Source organism: Salmonella sp. SSDFZ54, from assembly GCF_004010735.1.
GTDB classification, from domain to species: domain Bacteria; phylum Pseudomonadota; class Gammaproteobacteria; order Enterobacterales; family Enterobacteriaceae; genus Salmonella; species Salmonella enterica.
On record NZ_CP034819.1, the window covers coordinates 4,524,642 to 4,542,627 of the forward strand.

General features: G+C 52.1%; 16 protein-coding genes. 6 read left to right on the plus strand and 10 right to left on the minus strand.

All coding sequences use genetic code 11. From position 1 onward, the window contains the following. Nucleotides 1-9: 9 nt before the first annotated feature. The 4 genes from EOS97_RS22515 to EOS97_RS22530 all read left to right on the plus strand — a co-directional run bounded on the left by EOS97_RS22515 (nt 10) and on the right by EOS97_RS22530 (nt 4,036). Nucleotides 10-1,353: an APC family permease gene (locus EOS97_RS22515; protein WP_000756093.1), complete on the plus strand. Its 1,344-nt coding sequence runs from the start codon at nt 10-12 to the stop codon at nt 1,351-1,353. Nucleotides 1,354-1,754: 401 nt separating this feature from the next. Beyond that, the gene (gene pykF, locus EOS97_RS22520) at nt 1,755-3,167 is read left to right on the plus strand and encodes a pyruvate kinase PykF (protein ID WP_000751447.1); all 1,413 of its coding nucleotides are present in this window, start codon (nt 1,755-1,757) and stop codon (nt 3,165-3,167) included. A 310-nt stretch (nt 3,168-3,477) separates the two neighbouring features. Further along, a complete protein-coding gene (gene lpp, locus EOS97_RS22525) occupies nt 3,478-3,714 on the plus strand; it encodes a murein lipoprotein Lpp (RefSeq protein WP_001082307.1) in 237 nt (78 codons plus the stop codon). Between the two features lie 82 nt (nt 3,715-3,796). Beyond that, nucleotides 3,797-4,036 carry a major outer membrane lipoprotein gene (locus EOS97_RS22530; protein ID WP_001082327.1) on the plus strand — a complete coding sequence of 80 codons (240 nt, stop codon included), beginning with the start codon at nt 3,797-3,799 and terminating at the stop codon, nt 4,034-4,036. A 66-nt stretch (nt 4,037-4,102) separates the two neighbouring features. Here the strand turns inward: EOS97_RS22530 and EOS97_RS22535 are convergent, their stop codons facing one another. The 7 genes from EOS97_RS22535 to sufA form a co-directional block, all read right to left on the minus strand. Next, nucleotides 4,103-5,104, minus strand: coding sequence for a L,D-transpeptidase family protein (locus EOS97_RS22535; protein ID WP_000817059.1), 1,002 nt, complete (start codon nt 5,102-5,104; stop codon nt 4,103-4,105). 154 nt (nt 5,105-5,258) lie between these two features. Further along, entirely contained in the window at nt 5,259-5,675 is a 417-nt protein-coding gene (gene sufE / locus EOS97_RS22540; RefSeq protein WP_000729471.1) for a cysteine desulfuration protein SufE, read from the minus strand. Between the two features lie 12 nt (nt 5,676-5,687). Continuing rightward, complete coding sequence (gene sufS / locus EOS97_RS22545; protein ID WP_000143859.1) at nt 5,688-6,908, minus strand: cysteine desulfurase SufS; 1,221 nt, start codon at nt 6,906-6,908, stop codon at nt 5,688-5,690. Then, nucleotides 6,905-8,176 (minus strand): Fe-S cluster assembly protein SufD, encoded by a 1,272-nt coding sequence (sufD, locus tag EOS97_RS22550; protein WP_000907929.1) that lies wholly within the window; start codon nt 8,174-8,176, stop codon nt 6,905-6,907. The genes sufS and sufD overlap by 4 nt, the downstream gene beginning before the upstream one ends. After that, entirely contained in the window at nt 8,151-8,897 is a 747-nt protein-coding gene (gene sufC / locus EOS97_RS22555) for a Fe-S cluster assembly ATPase SufC (protein WP_000948898.1), read from the minus strand. The genes sufD and sufC overlap by 26 nt, the downstream gene beginning before the upstream one ends. Nucleotides 8,898-8,913: 16 nt before the next feature. After that, nucleotides 8,914-10,401: a Fe-S cluster assembly protein SufB gene (gene sufB, locus EOS97_RS22560; RefSeq protein ID WP_000089375.1), complete on the minus strand. Its 1,488-nt coding sequence runs from the start codon at nt 10,399-10,401 to the stop codon at nt 8,914-8,916. Nucleotides 10,402-10,409: 8 nt separating this feature from the next. Beyond that, nucleotides 10,410-10,778 carry a Fe-S cluster assembly scaffold SufA gene (gene sufA, locus EOS97_RS22565; protein ID WP_000418973.1) on the minus strand — a complete coding sequence of 123 codons (369 nt, stop codon included), beginning with the start codon at nt 10,776-10,778 and terminating at the stop codon, nt 10,410-10,412. A 426-nt stretch (nt 10,779-11,204) separates the two neighbouring features. Between sufA and EOS97_RS22570 the strand changes: the two genes are divergently transcribed. Further along, entirely contained in the window at nt 11,205-12,551 is a 1,347-nt protein-coding gene (locus EOS97_RS22570) for an L-cystine transporter (protein WP_000261865.1), read from the plus strand. 287 nt (nt 12,552-12,838) lie between these two features. On the opposite strand, the gene EOS97_RS22575 is transcribed toward EOS97_RS22570, so the two are convergent. From EOS97_RS22575 to EOS97_RS22585, 3 genes are all read right to left on the minus strand, one after another. Then, a complete protein-coding gene (locus EOS97_RS22575) occupies nt 12,839-13,027 on the minus strand; it encodes a YdiH family protein (RefSeq protein ID WP_001537749.1) in 189 nt (62 codons plus the stop codon). Between the two features lie 98 nt (nt 13,028-13,125). After that, nucleotides 13,126-13,536, minus strand: a complete 411-nt coding sequence (menI, locus tag EOS97_RS22580; RefSeq protein ID WP_000637926.1) for a 1,4-dihydroxy-2-naphthoyl-CoA hydrolase — start codon at nt 13,534-13,536, stop codon at nt 13,126-13,128. Continuing rightward, nucleotides 13,533-16,589 (minus strand): FAD-binding and (Fe-S)-binding domain-containing protein, encoded by a 3,057-nt coding sequence (locus EOS97_RS22585; protein WP_000612902.1) that lies wholly within the window; start codon nt 16,587-16,589, stop codon nt 13,533-13,535. Before EOS97_RS22585 ends, menI begins: the two co-directional genes overlap by 4 nt. 263 nt (nt 16,590-16,852) lie before the next feature. Between EOS97_RS22585 and ydiK the strand changes: the two genes are divergently transcribed. Beyond that, nucleotides 16,853-17,971 (plus strand): AI-2E family transporter YdiK, encoded by a 1,119-nt coding sequence (gene ydiK / locus EOS97_RS22590; RefSeq protein ID WP_127836203.1) that lies wholly within the window; start codon nt 16,853-16,855, stop codon nt 17,969-17,971. Nucleotides 17,972-17,986 lie beyond the last annotated feature (15 nt).

Here is a 17,986-nt window from a genome sequence, read left to right on the forward strand (position 1 = left end):
GTATTTATCATGAAAAAAGTCAAAAAATTGTCTCTTACCGATTTAGTGCTTTATGGTCTGGTGTTTATGGTGCCTATCGCGCCAGTCTCTCTTTATGGCGTCGTTTATAATCTTTCGCACGGTATGGTTGCGCTGGTTTATATTATTGGCGCTATCGCGATGTTTTTTACCGCGTACAGCTACTCTACCTTATCGCAGCATATCTCCTCGTCGGGTTCGGCCTATGCGTATGCTGGCGTATGCATTAATCCCGCCGTAGGGTTTCTGACCGGATGGATATTACTGCTGGATTATCTTTTGTTCCCTACGCTCGTAGCGGTGCTGGGCGGCGTCGCGGTCCACGCTATTTTACCGCAGATCCCGGTCTGGGTCTGGCCGTTGATTTATGTGGCTATTGGCACCGGAGTCAACTATCTCGGGATACAGCAAACGGCGAAATTCGATAAGTTACTGGTCTTTATTCAACTCGGTATTCTGGCGATTTTCGTGCTACTCATTGTCCGTCTGATGATGCTGGACAGTAGTCAGATAACGCTTTCCTTCCGGCCTTTTTTCGATTCACAGTGGTTCACCCCTGGGCTCATCGCAACGGCGATTTCGGTGGCTGCGCTGAATTTTCTCGGCTTTGACGCTATCAGTACATTAAGTGAAGAAAGCGAAGGCGGGGGGCGCGCCGTCAGTAAAGCAACGCTGTTGGCGTTAGTTTTGGCGACAGTACTGTTTATTATCGTTGTGGCGTTTGCGGCGTTCGCCACCGGTAACGTCGACCGCTTCGCGGAAGGTAATGCGACGAATGAAGCATTTTTCACCATTGCCGGCAACGTTGGCGGTATCTGGCTCAAAGTGGCATTTTCCATCATTGTGGCGTTTGTGTGCGCCGTCGGCAACATTATTACCGCGCAAACGGCGGTGTCCAGAGTGCTATTTTCAATGGGGCGCGACCGAATGTTGCCCGCCTTCCTCGCTCACGTCCATACCACGCGTAAAACGCCGGATTATGCCATTCTGTTTACCGGCGGCGTCACCCTGCTGCTCAGCTACCTGTTTTCCGGCAAGATTGAATCTATCTCCACGCTGGTGAACTTTGGCGCGCTTTTCGCTTTTTTTGTCGTGAATCTGTGTGTGTTTATCCTGTTCAATTTCCGGATGAAAGCTCAGCGGCGCATTTTCGCCCATGTCATTTCGCCGATCATGGGGATGATCGTCATCGGCTACGTCTGTTTAAACATGAACATTCACGCTCTGATACTCGGAATTAGCTGGGCGGCGATCGGGATAGCGATACTGTGCTACCGAAAAGCACACAACCAAAACATCGCCATCGACCTGGAAGGCAAAAAGTTGCTCGATTGACATTATGCGCAACAACACCCGCTGTTGCGCAACGCCGCCCCTGTTCGGGCGGCGTCATCGCCAGCGACATCGTAAACAGCGTAATAACAAACCGTTGTGAATCTGCACAGATGTCTTTTGAAACAGGGTTTTCATTTTCCTTTTTTGTAAATTTCAGCGTATAATGCGCGCCAATTGTCTCTTGAATGGTTTCAGCGCATTGGACTGTAAAACTCAACGACTAAAATTATCCCCTTCCCGTTGGGCTGAAACGCGAGCACACATTCCTCTGCACGCTCTTTCGATGTCACCTATCCTTAGAGCGAGGCATCATCACTTTAGCAACACAGGCTTAGCTTCCGGGCCGTGCGCGCCCGAAGCCAGATTTCCATATCCTCCTCAACTTAAAGACTAAGACTGTCATGAAAAAGACGAAAATTGTTTGTACTATCGGTCCGAAAACCGAATCCGAAGAGATGTTAAGCAAAATGCTGGACGCGGGCATGAACGTGATGCGTCTGAACTTCTCTCATGGCGATTATGCAGAACACGGTCAGCGTATCCAGAATTTGCGCAACGTGATGAGCAAAACTGGTAAAAAAGCCGCTATTCTGCTTGATACTAAAGGACCAGAAATCCGCACCATTAAACTGGAAGGCGGTAACGACGTTTCGCTGAAAGCGGGCCAAACCTTTACTTTTACCACCGACAAATCCGTGGTCGGTAATAATGAAATCGTTGCCGTCACCTATGAAGGCTTCACCAGCGACCTGAGCGTTGGCAACACCGTCCTGGTTGACGATGGTCTGATCGGTATGGAAGTGACCGCCATCGAAGGCAATAAAGTCATTTGTAAGGTGCTGAACAACGGCGATCTGGGCGAGAACAAAGGCGTTAACCTGCCGGGCGTTTCTATTGCTCTGCCGGCGCTGGCTGAAAAAGACAAACAGGACCTGATCTTCGGTTGCGAACAGGGCGTTGACTTTGTTGCGGCGTCCTTTATCCGTAAACGTTCTGACGTTGTCGAAATTCGCGAGCATCTGAAAGCCCACGGCGGCGAAAACATCCAGATTATCTCTAAGATCGAAAACCAGGAAGGCCTGAACAACTTCGATGAAATTCTCGAAGCTTCTGACGGCATCATGGTTGCGCGTGGCGACCTGGGCGTAGAAATCCCGGTTGAAGAAGTGATTTTTGCGCAGAAAATGATGATCGAAAAATGTATCCGCGCACGTAAAGTCGTGATCACCGCGACTCAGATGCTGGATTCTATGATCAAAAACCCGCGTCCGACCCGCGCAGAAGCAGGCGACGTTGCGAACGCCATCCTCGACGGTACGGATGCGGTTATGCTGTCCGGCGAATCCGCAAAAGGGAAATACCCGCTGGAAGCCGTTTCTATCATGGCCACCATCTGCGAACGTACCGACCGCGTCATGAACAGCCGTCTGGACTACAACAACGACAGCCGTAAACTGCGCATTACGGAAGCGGTATGCCGCGGTGCGGTAGAAACCGCCGAAAAACTGGAAGCGCCGCTGATCGTGGTAGCGACCCAGGGCGGTAAATCCGCTCGCGCCGTGCGTAAATACTTCCCGGACGCCACCATCCTGGCATTGACCACCAATGAAGTGACCGCCCGTCAGTTAGTACTGAGCAAAGGCGTGGTATCGCAGCTGGTGAAAGAAATCAATTCTACTGATGATTTCTACCGTCTGGGCAAAGATGTCGCCCTGCAAAGCGGCCTCGCCCAGAAAGGCGACGTCGTAGTGATGGTCTCCGGCGCGCTGGTTCCAAGCGGCACCACTAACACCGCCTCTGTTCACGTACTGTAATAATTGTTGTGTGAATTAATTTGTTTAAAAAAGCGCCCTTCCGGCGCTTTTTTTATTTAATCGATAGCCACTATTAATAAAAAAATCAAATCGGATTTTACTATCTAATTGCGGATTATCTAAGAAGAATCCGATGGAAGCCCCCTGTTTTCTTTCGGTTTTTTAGGGACTTTCATGCATTTCGATGCTTCTTTGAGCGAACGATCAAAAATAAGTGCATTCCCATCAAAAAAATATTCTCAACATAAAAAAGTTTGTGTAATACTTGTAACGCTACATGGAGATTAACTCAATCTAGAGGGTATTAATAATGAATCGTACTAAACTGGTACTGGGCGCGGTAATCCTGGGTTCTACTCTGCTGGCTGGTTGCTCCAGCAACGCTAAAATCGATCAGCTGTCTTCTGACGTTCAGACTCTGAACGCTAAAGTTGACCAGCTGAGCAACGACGTGAACGCAATGCGTTCCGACGTTCAGGCTGCTAAAGACGACGCAGCTCGCGCTAACCAGCGTCTGGACAACCAGGCTACTAAATACCGTAAGTAATAGTACCTGCGTAATAAAAATGGCGCACATCGTGCGCCATTTTTTTTACCTATATAACCACACAAAATACAAGGTTATTGTTATGAACCGCACTAACAAACTGATCTTAGGTGCAGTAGTTCTGGGTTCCACGTTACTGGCAGGTTGTTCCAGCAACGCTAAAATCGATCAGTTATCTTCCGATGTACAGACGCTAAGCGCTAAAGTTGAGCAACTGAGTAATGACGTAAATGCAATGCGTTCCGACGTTCAGGCTGCTAAAGACGATGCTGCTCGCGCGAACCAACGTCTGGACAACAAAGTATTCCGCATCTGTAAATAATTTGACGCACAATATAAAATGGCGCACATCGTGCGCCATTTTTTTGTCCGTCGTTTGCTGCGAAGGCTACTGCGTCGCGCGCGTTTGCCCCTCTTCCCCGACAAAACCGTTCTGAGCGGATTCGACTGCGGTCGTATTTACCGCTGGCGTCTGCCCGGCGCTCACGCTGACTGGATACCCGGCTCGCCGGTATAGCGCCTTATCGACCAGGCGACTATCCACCCCTTGCGCGTTTCTGAATGCGGTAAATTCCGCAGGCAACACGTAGGGCATCGTCTGCACGTTTTGCTCTTCTTCCGGCGATAGCGGCCTGTGTACCTCTACATAACGAATGCCATTCGGCTCGACAGAGAATTTCACCGGCTGGTTAATCACTTTTACCGGCGTCCCCGTTCTGACCTGCGCAAATAACGCCTTGATGTCCGGCGCGTTCATGCGAATGCAACCGGAACTCACGCGCAGACCCACGCTATCCGGCGCGCTGGTGCCATGAATGAGATATTCCCCATTACCGTGCGCCAGACGCAGCGCATAGCGTCCCAGCGGGTTATTTGGCCCGGCAGGGATCACCGGTGGCAGCGTGATCCCCCGCTCAAGCGAACGTTGGCGTATGCCCGCCGTCGGCGTCCACGTCGGGTTGGGGATCTTTTGCCCTATCCGGGTGTCCATGACGGGAGTTTCCAGCCCCTGCAAACCGATGCCGATGGGATACACCTGAACGCGGTTTTCTCCCGGCGGGTAATAATACAACCGTAGCTCCGCGAGGTTGACGATGACGCCTTCCCTGGGCGCATCCGGCAATAGCATCTGCGAGGGAATGGTAATTAGCGTACCGGGCTTAGGCACCGGCGCAATCGTATTGTTCGCTTCAAGGATGAGCATCGCCGCCGTATCAAAACGCCGGGCGATAGCCTGCAGGTTTTTATCACCTTCCTGTACGGTATAGGTTTGATTCTGACCAATAAGACGGCTGCCTTCTGGCGGTAATGGATAATCAACCGCCCAGGCTGCCTGTAACGCGCTATACGCGCCGATAATAGTTAGCGTAATGAAAGACGCACGTTTCATACCAAACCTCCTGTATTCCTGGTGATGCCCTCTGCGACGACTGGTAGCGCTTCGCTTATCAGAACAACAAAATATACGCTCTGTCCACTCTGGATAAAGCGACGTCGCCGTCCGACAAAGGATTTGACATCAGGTAGAACGCTGTCTGTACAGTTTAGCTAAGAGTGGCGGCCTTAGCGCGAATTGCGCGAATCATTGCTTCCAGCCCCTGAGAACGAGAAGGCGTGAGGTGCTGCGTAAGCGCCATTTTTTCGAACCATGGCCGGACATCAAAATGCACAATATCCTGCGCCGTCATCTGGTGGTACAAAATAAATACCACCGCCATAAGGCCTTTAACGATCGCCGCGTCGCTGTCGCCCTGCAATTTGATAATGCCGTTGGCGTTTCGCCGCATCACGATCCACACCTGGCTCTGACAGCCATGAATCGTATTTTGCGGATTGCGATCCTGCGGATTTAACTCCGCCAGGCGCTGCCCCAACTCAATAATATATAAATATTTCTCTTCCCAATTAGCGCAACGCGTAAAGTTACGCAGCAATTTTTCTTTATCCGGTAGCGCAGCCATAAAACCTCACTGTTATCCCAATAAGCGGTGGATACGCGTTAATCCTGCCACCAGTCGGTCCACTTCTTCATGGGTGTTATACATCGCCAGCGAAGCCCGGCACATTGCCGGCACGCCATACCAGGCCATGAGCGGCATCGCGCAGTGATGCCCCGTTCGTACCGCGATACCGTAATTATCAAGAAAGCTGCCGACGTCGTAAGCATGGTGTTTACCCAGATTAAACGCGATGACGCCCAACCGCTGTGCCGGACCATACAGCGTGATATCAGGCACCTGCGCCAGTTGCTCCAGCGCATAGCGCATCAGCATCTGCTCATAATCGCCAATCTTATCCAGTCCCAGCGACGTCACATAGTCAATCGCCGCGCCGAGACCGATGATGCCGCCAGTATTCGGCGTTCCCGCCTCAAAACGCCAGGGCGCTTTCGCCCATGTCGTTCCCTGCGTCAGGCTGACGGTCGAGATCATCGACCCGCCCCCTTCCCACGGCGGCATTTCTTGCAGCAACGCCTCTTTAACATACAGAATGCCGATGCCGGTCGGCCCGTAAAGTTTATGGCCGGAGAAAACGTAAAAATCGCAGTCCAGCGCCTGGACGTCAACAGCATGGTGCATCACGGCCTGGGCGCCATCCACCAGCACTTTCGCCCCATGCTGGCGCGCCAGCGCAATCATGTCCGGCAGTGGGTTTTCCGTCCCCAGCACATTGGAAACGTGGGTAATGGCCAGCAGTCGGGTCCGGTCATCGAACAGCGCAGCTAAGGTCTCCAGCCGCAGCGTACCGTCAGGATGCAACGGGATCACGCGCAGTTCGGCGCCTTTGCGCTCGCACAGCATCTGCCAGGGAACGATGTTGGCGTGATGCTCCATCTCGCTGATGATAATGTTATCCCCGGCGCGAATATTTTCCGTTCCCCAACTGTTGGCGACAAGGTTAATGCCCTCCGTCGTACCGCGCACGAACACCAGTTCTTCTGCGGAGCGGGCGTTAATAAACCGCGACGCCTGCTTACGCACATTCTCCATGCTTTCGGTCGCCTGCGCGCTTAACGTATGGATACCTCGATGTACCGCAGCATAGCCGTGACGGTAGAAGGCAGATTCAGCGTCAATCACCTGATTAGGTTTTTGAGCGCTGGCTGCGCTGTCCAGGTAAGCCAGCGGCAGGCCGTTAACTTCACGCTGCAGTATGGGAAAATCCGCCCGTACTTTTTCTACAGGAAATGTCATACCAGACCTCCGGGCAGTCGCTGGCCGATTCGCGCCAGCACCTGCTGTTTAAGGGCGCTATCATGGATAGCTTCCGTTAACTCTGCGGCAAACGCGTAAAGAATCATGTGCCGCGCCTCCTGCTGTCTGATGCCGCGTGATTGCAGATAAAACATCTGCTCATCGTCAATACGCCCGATCGTCGCGCCGTGGCTGCACTTCACGTCATCGGCATAGATCTCTAATTGCGGTTTGGTATCGACTTCAGCCAGTTTCCCCAACAACAGGTTATTATTGGTCATCTGGCCGTCGGTTTTAATGGCGTGTTGCGCCACGTTAATCAGGCCATTAAAGACCGCGCGTCCTTTGTCGCTGACGATGGTCTTGTGCAACTGGCGGCTGTTACAGTAACCTTTGTTATGTTCCAGCCATGTCCGCGTATCGCAGACTTCATTTTTCACCGGCATCGCCAGACTATTCAGTCGAAGCGTCGCGTTTTCACCATTCAGTTGTGAGCTGCTGTGGTGACGTAGTACTGCGGCGCCCAGCAGAAAACTGTGGCTAAACGCCGAGGCGTCTGTCGCCAGCAGAAGATCGTTATGCGCAAAGTGATAGCTGGACGCATTTTCAAACGCCAGTTTGATATGGCGCAGTTGCGCATTGTCTGCAACGTTCATCGTCAGACGCGCGCCGGTAAAATGTTTTGCCGCTGTAAGGCTGACATAATGCTCAATAACCGTCGCTTCCGCGCCTTCCGCCAGCGCCAGATGGTGGCGATAATGCGCGGTGTTCAGCTCGTCGCCATCCACGCCCTGCGTGATATGCATTAACAGTAGCGGCCTGGTCGGACGCTGATTTCGCCGTACCTGTATATACGTGACACATTGCGCCAGGCTTTCCGTCAGATGCAGAAAAACCTCGGGATGTACCGGCGCGGCAAGCGTCTGGCGCTCATCCCTGACGCTAACGTCAAATCCGCTGTTTTGCGTGCTATCACTGAGCTCTGGCATAAACCGACCATCGACAAACACCAGCCGCACGGCATCGATTTGCAGCGCCAGCGCATCACGCTGTGCGGCGCTGATAGTCGCACACTGCTGGATAAACTGGCTATGGGTTAAGCCCTCCAGCGGCGTGTATTTCCAGTCTTCATGTTTACGCGTCGGCAATCCCAGACGTAACATCTGTTGTAAATGTTGTCTTGCTTGCTCAGTTCGACTTTCTCCTTTTTCTTCAAATAGATGCTGCCATTGCTGTAGCGCTTTACTGCTGTTCGGTAAGCCAGCCATAACCCTGCTCCTCCAGTTGTTTGACCAGAGTAAAATCGCCGGATCGGACAATTCGCCCCTGATAGAGGACATGGACGTAATCAGGCTTGATGTAGTCCAGTATGCGCTGATAGTGGGTCACGATAATAAAAGCGCGTTTATCGTCGCGTAACGCGTTGACGCCTTCCGCCACAATTTTCAACGCATCGATATCCAGTCCGGAGTCAGACTCATCAAGGATGCACAGTTCCGGCTCCAGCACCGCCATTTGCAAAATATCATTGCGCTTTTTCTCCCCGCCGGAAAAACCGACGTTTACCGAACGGGTCAGTAAATCTTCCGGCATTTTCAGCAATGCGATCTTTTCTTCCATCAGATCCTGAAAATCAAAGCGATCCAACGACGCCTGCCCGCGGTAGGCGCGCACGGCATTCAGCGCGGTTTGCAGGAAAAACTGGTTACTGACGCCGGGGATTTCTACCGGGTACTGGAAGGCCATAAAAATCCCTTCGCCCGCCCGTTCCTCCGGCGACAGTTCAAGCAGATCTTTACCTTTGAACGTAACCGAGCCGCCGGAGACCTCATAATCTTCACGTCCTGCCAGGGTGGCGGAGAGCGTGCTTTTCCCGGAACCGTTCGGCCCCATAATGGCGTGAACTTCGCCGGGGCGAATCTCCAGATTCAGGCCACGCAAAATCGCTTTTTCTTCCACACTGACCTGTAAATCTTTAATGCTTAACATGGGTTTTCCTTCATCATTAACCGACGCTGTGCTCAAGGCTAATCGCCAGCAGTTTTTGCGCTTCAACGGCGAACTCCAGCGGCAGTTCCGAGAAAACGTCTTTGCAGAAACCGTTGACGATCATCGAAATAGCGTCTTCTTCGCTGATGCCGCGTTGCAGACAATAGAAAAGCTGATCTTCACCGATGCGTGATGTTGTCGCCTCGTGCTCCAGCTGCGCGCTGTTATTGCGGCATTCAACATACGGGAACGTATGTGCGCCGCAGTCCGCGCCAATCAACATGGAGTCGCATTGGGTGAAATTTCGGGCGTTGGTCGCCGTCGGCATAATTTTTACCAGCCCACGGTAGCTGTTCTGGCTGTGGCCGGCGGAAATGCCTTTTGAGATAATGGTTGAGCGCGTGTTTTTACCGATATGGATCATTTTGGTGCCGGTGTCAGCCTGCTGATGTCCACTGGTCAGCGCAACGGAATAGAACTCGCCGATAGAATTATCACCGCGCAGGATACAGCTCGGGTATTTCCAGGTAATCGCCGAACCGGTTTCCGACTGGGTCCACGACATCTTGCTGTTTTCCCCTTCGCACAACGCCCGCTTGGTCACAAAGTTCAGAATGCCGCCCGTATTGTTGTCGCCCGGGAACCAGTTTTGTACGGTGGAATATTTTACTTCAGCATCTTTATGGATGATGACTTCCACTACCGCGGCGTGGAGCTGATAACTGTCGCGTACGGGCGCGGAGCAGCCTTCGATATAACTCACATAGCTGCCTTCATCCGCCACCAGAATCGTGCGCTCAAACTGACCGGTTTTCTCGGCGTTAATGCGAAAATAGGTGGATAACTCCATCGGGCAACGCACGCCTTTGGGAACATAGATAAATGTCCCATCGGAAGCGACTGCCGCATTCAGCGCGGCAAAAAAGTTATCGTTCCCCGGCACGACGGTGCCAAGATATTTCCTGACCAGGTCAGGGTGATCGTGTATCGCTTCGCCAAAAGAACAGAAAATAATGCCCTGTTCCGCCAGTTTTTCACGGTATGTGGTCGCTACGGAGACCGAGTCAAAAATCGCATCGACGGCGACCTCTTTCCCTTCGCGAACCGGAACGCCAAGCTGCTCGAAGGCGTCTTCAACCTCTTTACTCAAAAAGGTATTCGCGCCCGTTTGCTGTACGGCTCCCGGCTGGGAAACGCAGTTATCGTCGCAGTTTCCGCATGATGGCGCAGAGTAATAGCTGTAGTCCTGATAGTTCAGTTTATCGTAGTGCGCCTTCAGCCAGTGCGGTTCATCCATGTCCAGCCAGGCTCTATAGGCATTGAGACGAAATTCCAGCATCCACTCAGGTTCGTTACGCTTTGCGGAAATCGCGCGCACCACCTCTTCGCTGATGCCTTTTGCCAGTTCATCAGTAGGTAGTTGCGTGAAAAATCCTTCTTTGTAATTAAGGCGTCCGCCTGTCCAGATGCCGACCTCTTCCGTTGCTTCAGTGTTACGAGACATAGTACCGCCTATACCCCAAAACTTTCGCCGCAGCCGCATTCATTCTGGGCTTTGGGGTTATGAAATTTAAATAACTGGTTCAGCCCTTCCTGTACGTAATCCACTTCTGTTCCGTCAATAAAAGGCATCGCCTGTAACGGTGCGAAAAGCTTTGCGCCTTCGGCTTCAAAAACCAGATCGTCTTTATCCGGCTCCCGAACGGTATCCAGAACATAGCCGAATCCGGCACATCCCGTCTGTTTTACGCTTAACCGCACGCCCAACATGCCCGGCTGCTTTGCTGCCAGTTCACGTATGTGCGCAGCCGCCGCTGGCGTTAACGTCAGCCCTTGCCAGGGGAAGTCCTCCGGGTTAAACGTGCCTGAATGCAATTCCATAGAGTTACCTCGCGTTCTAAATCACCAGGATATAACAGCATGTTAGTGATAATGATTATCACTTCAACCCCTTAACCGCAGGGGCTTTCCAACAAATGGTCATATTGAGCGCCTTTTATTAAGCATAGACCCTGTCCGCCAGGTCATACGACAGACAAAAAATCGCTTAACATTTTGATAAGTAATGATTTATAAGACATTAACCGTTCTGACAGGTCAAAAACGAAAAGATGTATAGAAAATGACTATTTAATTAATAGGCTGTCGACATTGCCAGGCGGCGAGGTCAGAACCCCATTTTTTGTATGGATACCTGGCGTTGCGCTCTTTATAATCCGCTGCGGTTCTATAACTCAGTTTGAGCTATAGGTTTATGTAAACTCTTTCCGGCATTTCAGGTGCTGAATGAGGCAAGAGGCTTAAAATATGGTTGTTACGCTCGCGTATATCGCACTTTTTTTGGTTTTCTCGTGGGTCATCTTGAGAATTAATCAAAAAAGCGATTCCCTGTCGAAAAGCGTTTTTATCGCTATCTTTTTAGGGGCTGTTATTGGTTTATCCCTGCATTTTATTTCAGCAAATCACACTAAAACTATTATCGAATGGTATAGCATCGTCGGCAATGGTTACGTCCACCTGCTAAAACTGGTCGCTATACCGCTAATTTTTATTTCTATTCTTTCCGCCATCAATAAACTGGAAAATAGTGCCGGCATCGGAAAAATGTCGCTGACGATCGTCGGATGCATGTTATGCCTGGTGATGGTTGCCGGTTTTATCGGATTACTGACCGCTCATGTGCTGGGGCTTGACGCCAGCGCTTTTGTGCACATGCCGTCAATGTTAACTACGGAAGAAGTCAATAAGACTGCCGCGGTGTCGATTCCCCAGTTAGTGACATCGCTGATTCCGACTAATATTTTTCTTGATCTTACGGGAGCCAGAAGTGTTTCCGTTATCGGCATCGTTATCTTCACGCTAATAGCGGGGATCGCTCTGTTAAAGGTCAAAAAAGAGGCGCCGGAAGAAGGTCAGAAATTAAGCGCAGGCATTAACGCTATTCAGATCTGGGTCATGAAGATGGTACGTATCGTTATTGCATTAACGCCCTATGGCGTCATGGCATTAATGACTACCGTATTTTCATCATACCACCTTGAACAATTCGCCAGCTTACTTGGTTTTATCGGCGCCTGTTACATCGCGATTTTCATGATGTTTATCGTGCACGCTATCTTGCTGATCCTCAGCGGTAATAATCCAGCGCGTTATTTCAGAATGGTGTGGCCCGTCTTAACCTTTGCGTTTGTTTCCCGCAGCAGCGCAGCCTCTATCCCGCTGGCCATTTCCGCCCAGGAAAAATTTGGCGTACAAAGCACCATTGCCAATATTTCCGCCTCGTTTGGCTCCAGTATGGGGCAAAATGGCTGCGCCGGGATTTATCCGGCTATTATGGTAGCGATGATTGCGCCCACCATCGGCATCGATCCGCTCTCGCTGCATTTTCTGGCCGCGATGTTGCCTGCCATTGCGCTAGGGTCTATTGGCGTAGCCGGCGTCGGCGGCGGTGGTACGTTCGCGGCGCTGATTGTCCTGTCGACGTTGAATTTTCCCGTTGCGCTGGTCGGTATTTTTATTGCCATCGAACCTGTCGTTGATATGGCCCGCACGGCACTGAACGTTAACGGATCGATGATGTCAGGTGTGCTGGCTAACCGTATTTTGAATAATCATACGGCTGACGACATGCCAGCGGTTATTGACAGACCTTAGTTTTTTACGCGCCCGGAAAAGAAAAACCCTTAAGTCTGTTCAATACAGGCTTAAGGGTTCCGGCCCCATCCGGCGCTTATCTCCGGCACTCTTAATGGCTTAGCTCTTGAAGGGGCATAAGAATAATCTCATAAAGAGCGCGCGCCTTTTTAGCACAAATGGCGATCTGTATTTTTTTTAAACAAAATCAAGGGGGTTATCTATTACCTGGGGACAGGGTCTGGTGAGATTGCCTGGTAACATAGCCGGATGGCGGCTAACGCCTTATCCGGCCTACACAGACTTTATTAATGCACGCCCAACCGCCAGGCGAAATAGATCTCTTCTTTCAGTTCGGTTGCAGAGAGGGTGAGGAGATCGGCAAACTCTAACTCCAGCTGTTTTAAACGCTTCAAATACTGCGCGGGAGAAAGTTCGGTTTTATCACGGCGTAAAAATTCAATCGCCAGTTGGGTTGGGTCTAAATCAGTAGACATATCATCCTCGCTTATGTGTAAACGTGCACAGTATATCACCTTTTTCTGCGCACATTTTGACCAAAAGCAATATGCATCACACTTTTATGGTGACAACGTCACACAATCGCCGTAGTAAGGCGCGAAGAACAGCACAGACGTCCCTGTTCATCAAAGATCTCTATCTGCCAGACCTGATGGCGAGCCCCGGTATGCAACGCTTTACAGACGCCTCGTACGCGCCCCTGACGCGCTGACCGTACATGGTTGGCATTCACCTCCAGCCCCACCACCTTTTGCTCCCCCTGCGTACACAGATAACCTGCGACCGAGCCGATACTTTCCGCCAGCACCACAGACGCTCCGCCATGCAGCAAGCCGAACGGCTGTTTGGTTCGATGATCGACGGGCATTGTCGCTTCCAGCGTATCGTCCCCAATATGCTCAAAGCGGATATCAAGCAGGCCAACCATATTCCCTTCCCCCATCGCATTAAGCGCATCGAGGGTCACTTCACGTTTCCAGATCAACCTATAATCTCCAGTAATGCCTGCAACGGGTGACGCACGCCCGTACCTTCAATGCGTTTAACCTGGCTTCGGCAGGAATAGCCGGTTGCCAGGCAACGGTTTCGCGGTAGACGTTGCATCGCCTGATGCCAGGATAGCTCATAAATTCCCAGCGAATTTTTATGATTGGTGAGTTCATGTCCATAAGTGCCCGCCATACCGCAGCAGCCTACGCTGACATTTTCCAGCTTCGCGCCAAAATGGGCAAAGATGGCGGCCCACTGCGCAGGCGCGCCGGGTAAAGCCGTGACTTCCGTACAATGGCCAAAAAAGTACCACGGTTCGCCGCTCACCTCGACGGACAGTCTTGCATTTATTTCCTGCGCCAGCCATTCATTCACCAGCAACACATGAAAATCGCCGCGCTGTTCGCCCAGAGCCAATTTGTATTCGTCGCGATAACACAGGACCAGTGCCGGATCGACGCCCACCATTGGCATCCCCAACGCGGCGATCCGATTAAGGAACTCAGAGGTTTTTTTCGCCGTTTTCGCAAAGCGATTAAGAAAACCTTTAATATGCTGCGCCTTACCATTCGGCGAGAACGGTAACAATACCGGCCTCCTGCCCAGTTTTTCCGCCAGGCGGATAAAGTCCGCTACGACCCGGGCATCGTAGTAGCTGGTAAACGGGTCCTGAACCACCAGTACCGTTTTCGCTTTTTGCTCGGCGCTCATGCGCTCCAGTTGCTCAAGCGTCATATTAGCGGACGGATGGCCCACCAGTTGCTGTTGCAATGAAGGGGCAGAAAGCAGAGGTAAATCCACCATACCGATATGTTTTTTCGCCAGATTGCGAACCATCGGTTGGTTAATAAAAAAGTTAAAGGTCTTTGGCGCACGCGCCATCAGCGGCGCGTAGGTCTCGACCGTCGCTACCAGATGATCGCGTACCGGGCGCAGATAACGCGTATGGTAAAGCTGTAAGAAACGTGAACGAAACTCCGGAACATCGATTTTAATCGGACACTGGGTCGTACAGGCTTTACACGCCAGACAGCCGGACATGGCCTCTTTAACTTCATGGGAAAAGTCATACTCGCCTTTGCGTTTGTGCCAACTATTCCGGGTGCGGGCAATCAGCGTGCGTAAGCTGGCGCGTTTTTCCGGCAACTCCTTTTCCAGCTTCAGCGGATCGACGCCGCGATCGGCCAATAGACGGAGCCATTCCCGTACCAGCGTCGCCCGCCCTTTCGGCGAGTGGATCCGGTTAAGGCTAATTTTCATCGACGGGCACATCGGGCTTTTCGCATCGAAATTAAAGCACAGGCCGTTACCATTACACTCCATAGCGCCGCGCCAGGTCTGCCGTACCGCCAGCGGGATTTGCCGATCCCAGGTGCCGCGTTTTACCGCATCCACCTTCATCATCGGCGCCTCTATCCCTTGCGGCGGACAGATTTTACCCGGGTTAAGTCGATTATGCGGATCAAAAGCCGCTTTTATTTTGCGCAGCTCGCCATACAGGACTTCGCCGAAAAAGGCCGGGCTGTATTCCGCACGGAAACCTTTTCCATGCTCGCCCCACAACAGCCCGCCGTATCTGGCGGTCAGCGCGACGACCTCATCGGAGATCTGTTTCATCAACAGTTCCTGCTGCGGATCGCACATATCCAGCGCCGGACGCACATGCAGCACCCCGGCATCCACGTGGCCGAACATGCCGTAACTTAAGCCATGACCATCCAGCAGGGCGCGAAATTCGGCGATGTAATCGGCCAGATGTTCAGGCGGCACGCAGGTATCTTCCGCAAAAGGAATCGGTTTGGCAGCGCCTTTCGCATTACCCAGCAGCCCTACCGCTTTTTTACGCATCGCGTAAATACGCTCAATACCCGTCAAATCGGTACAAAGTTGCCAGCCGATCACGCCCGCTTCCGCACGCGCCATCAGGCCATCCAGCCGGTGGCGCAGCGCCTCGACCTGTCCGTCAATAAGCGCTTCATCGTCACCCGCGAATTCCACGATATTCAGGCCAAGCATCTCTTTATCCGGCACATCGGTAATCAATTCGCTAACGGAGTGCCAGACAATATCTTCCCGCGCGAGGTTAAGGACTTTGGAATCGACCGTCTCGACGGATAAGGCGCGCGCGTCAACCATAAAAGGAGCGTTACGCAGCGCGGAATCAAAGGAGTCGTATTTTACATTCACCAGACGGCGGACTTTGGGTATCGGGGTAATATCCAGCCGAGCTTCAGTAATAAACGCCAGCGTCCCTTCCGACCCCGTTAAGATGCGGGTAAGATCGAAGCGGGTCATGTCATCGTTAAAGACGTGGCGTAAATCGTAGCCTGTCAGGAAGCGATTAAGCTTTGGAAAGCTATCGAGGATAAGTTGACGGTTTTCCAGGCAGGACTGATAGACGGTCTGATAGATGCGGCCTGGTGTCGTCGTGTTTTCACCCAGCGTCCGGGCAAGCTCTACGGGCATTGATTGCGTGTCAAGGATATCGCCCCCCAACAATACGGCCCGTATGCCTAAGACGTGATCTGACGTTTTTCCATAGACCAGCGAACCCTGACCAGAGGCATCGGTATTAATCATACCGCCAAGCGTTGCGCGATTACTGGTGGAAAGTTCCGGCGCAAAAAAATAGCCATACGGCTTTAACGCCTCATTAAGCTGATCTTTTATCACTCCCGCCTCTACCCGCACCCATCCCTCTTCAGGATTAATTTCAATAATGCGGTTCATATAGCGGGACATATCAACAATAATGCCCTGGTTTAGCGCCTGGCCATTCGTGCCAGTACCGCCGCCTCGCGGGGTAAATATCAGCGACGTAAAGCGCGGCTCCGCCGCCAGACGGGCAAGAAGCGCGACATCCGCCGTAGAACGGGGAAACACAACAGCATCGGGAAGAAGCTGGTAGATACTGTTATCGGTCGACATTGTCAGACGGTCGGCATAGCTGGTTGCCGTATCGCCCGTAAACCCTTGCTGCTCCAGCGCCTGCAAAAAATTGAGCACCAGCTGAACGACGCCGGGTGCCTGAGAAATTTGTGGAATCATTATATTGACCTTTTCCTGCGGTCTATGTTGTGAACGGTGGCGCCCAACCCGGCGAGCGCGAGCGGTCTACGCACAGGAAGGGATGCTTAATCGTTTGCGTGTTGCGTTATTTGTTGTATCACATTTTTTTCCTGTGCGCCCAACAGAATTACATGCAGAATCGGCCTGTTAAAAACCGCTGAAATTGCTCATCATTATAGGGTGTGGTTTGCATGTTCACGTCGCGCCAACGTTCTGGCGCAAAGACAAAGGTGAAAGTATTTATGGTAAATGTTCGTCAGCCCAGGGATATTGCGCAAGTGCTGCTATCGGTGCTGTTTTTAGCCATCATGATTGTGGCCTGTTTGTGGATAGTACAGCCTTTTATTTTGGGGTTTGCATGGGCAGGTACGATTGTTATCGCGACCTGGCCCGTTTTGCTGAAATTACAAGAAATATTGTGGGGCCGCCGCTCGCTTGCCGTACTGGTCATGACGCTGCTGTTAGTGCTGTTCTTCGTTATTCCCGTCGCCTTGCTGGTGAACAGCATTGTCGATGGTAGCGGCCCGCTCATCCATGCAGTGACCGGCGGCGATATGACGCTACCCGATCTGGCATGGTTAAATAATATTCCGTTGGTTGGCGCCAAACTGTATGCCGGATGGCATAGCCTGCTGGATATGGGCGGTAGCGCTATTATGGCGAAAGTGCGGCCTTATATCGGCACAACCACGACCTGGTTTGTCGGTCAGGCGGCGCATATCGGACGCTTTATGATGCACTGCGCCCTGATGCTGTTGTTTAGCGCCCTGCTTTACTGGCGCGGCGAACAAGTGGCGATGGGAATACGCCATTTTGCCTGTCGTCTCGCGGCTAAACGCGGCGATGCGGCGGTTCTGCTGGCTGCCCAGGCGATCCGCGCCGTGGCGCTTGGCGTGGTGGTCACCGCGCTGGTACAGGCGGTACTTGGCGGCGTCGGGCTGGCGATTTCCGGCGTGCCTTACGCTACCCTGTTGACGGTAGTGATGATCCTTTCGTGTCTGGTTCAGTTGGGGCCGTTGCCGGTATTGATTCCAGCCATTATCTGGCTTTACTGGACAGGCGACACCACCTGGGGCACCGTGCTGCTGGTTTGGAGCGCCGTCGTCGGCACTCTGGATAACGTGATTCGCCCGGTACTCATCCGCATGGGCGCCGATTTACCGCTGCTTCTGATCCTTTCCGGGGTAATCGGCGGCCTGATTGCATTCGGTATGATTGGTCTGTTTATTGGACCGGTGCTTCTGGCCGTGACCTGGCGTTTGTTCTCCGCATGGGTACATGAAGTTCCGGCGCCGACGAATGAACCAGAGGAGATCCTTGAAGAGCTGGATGACATCGAGGAAGCCAACAAGCAGTCATAATCCCGTCGGGCGGCA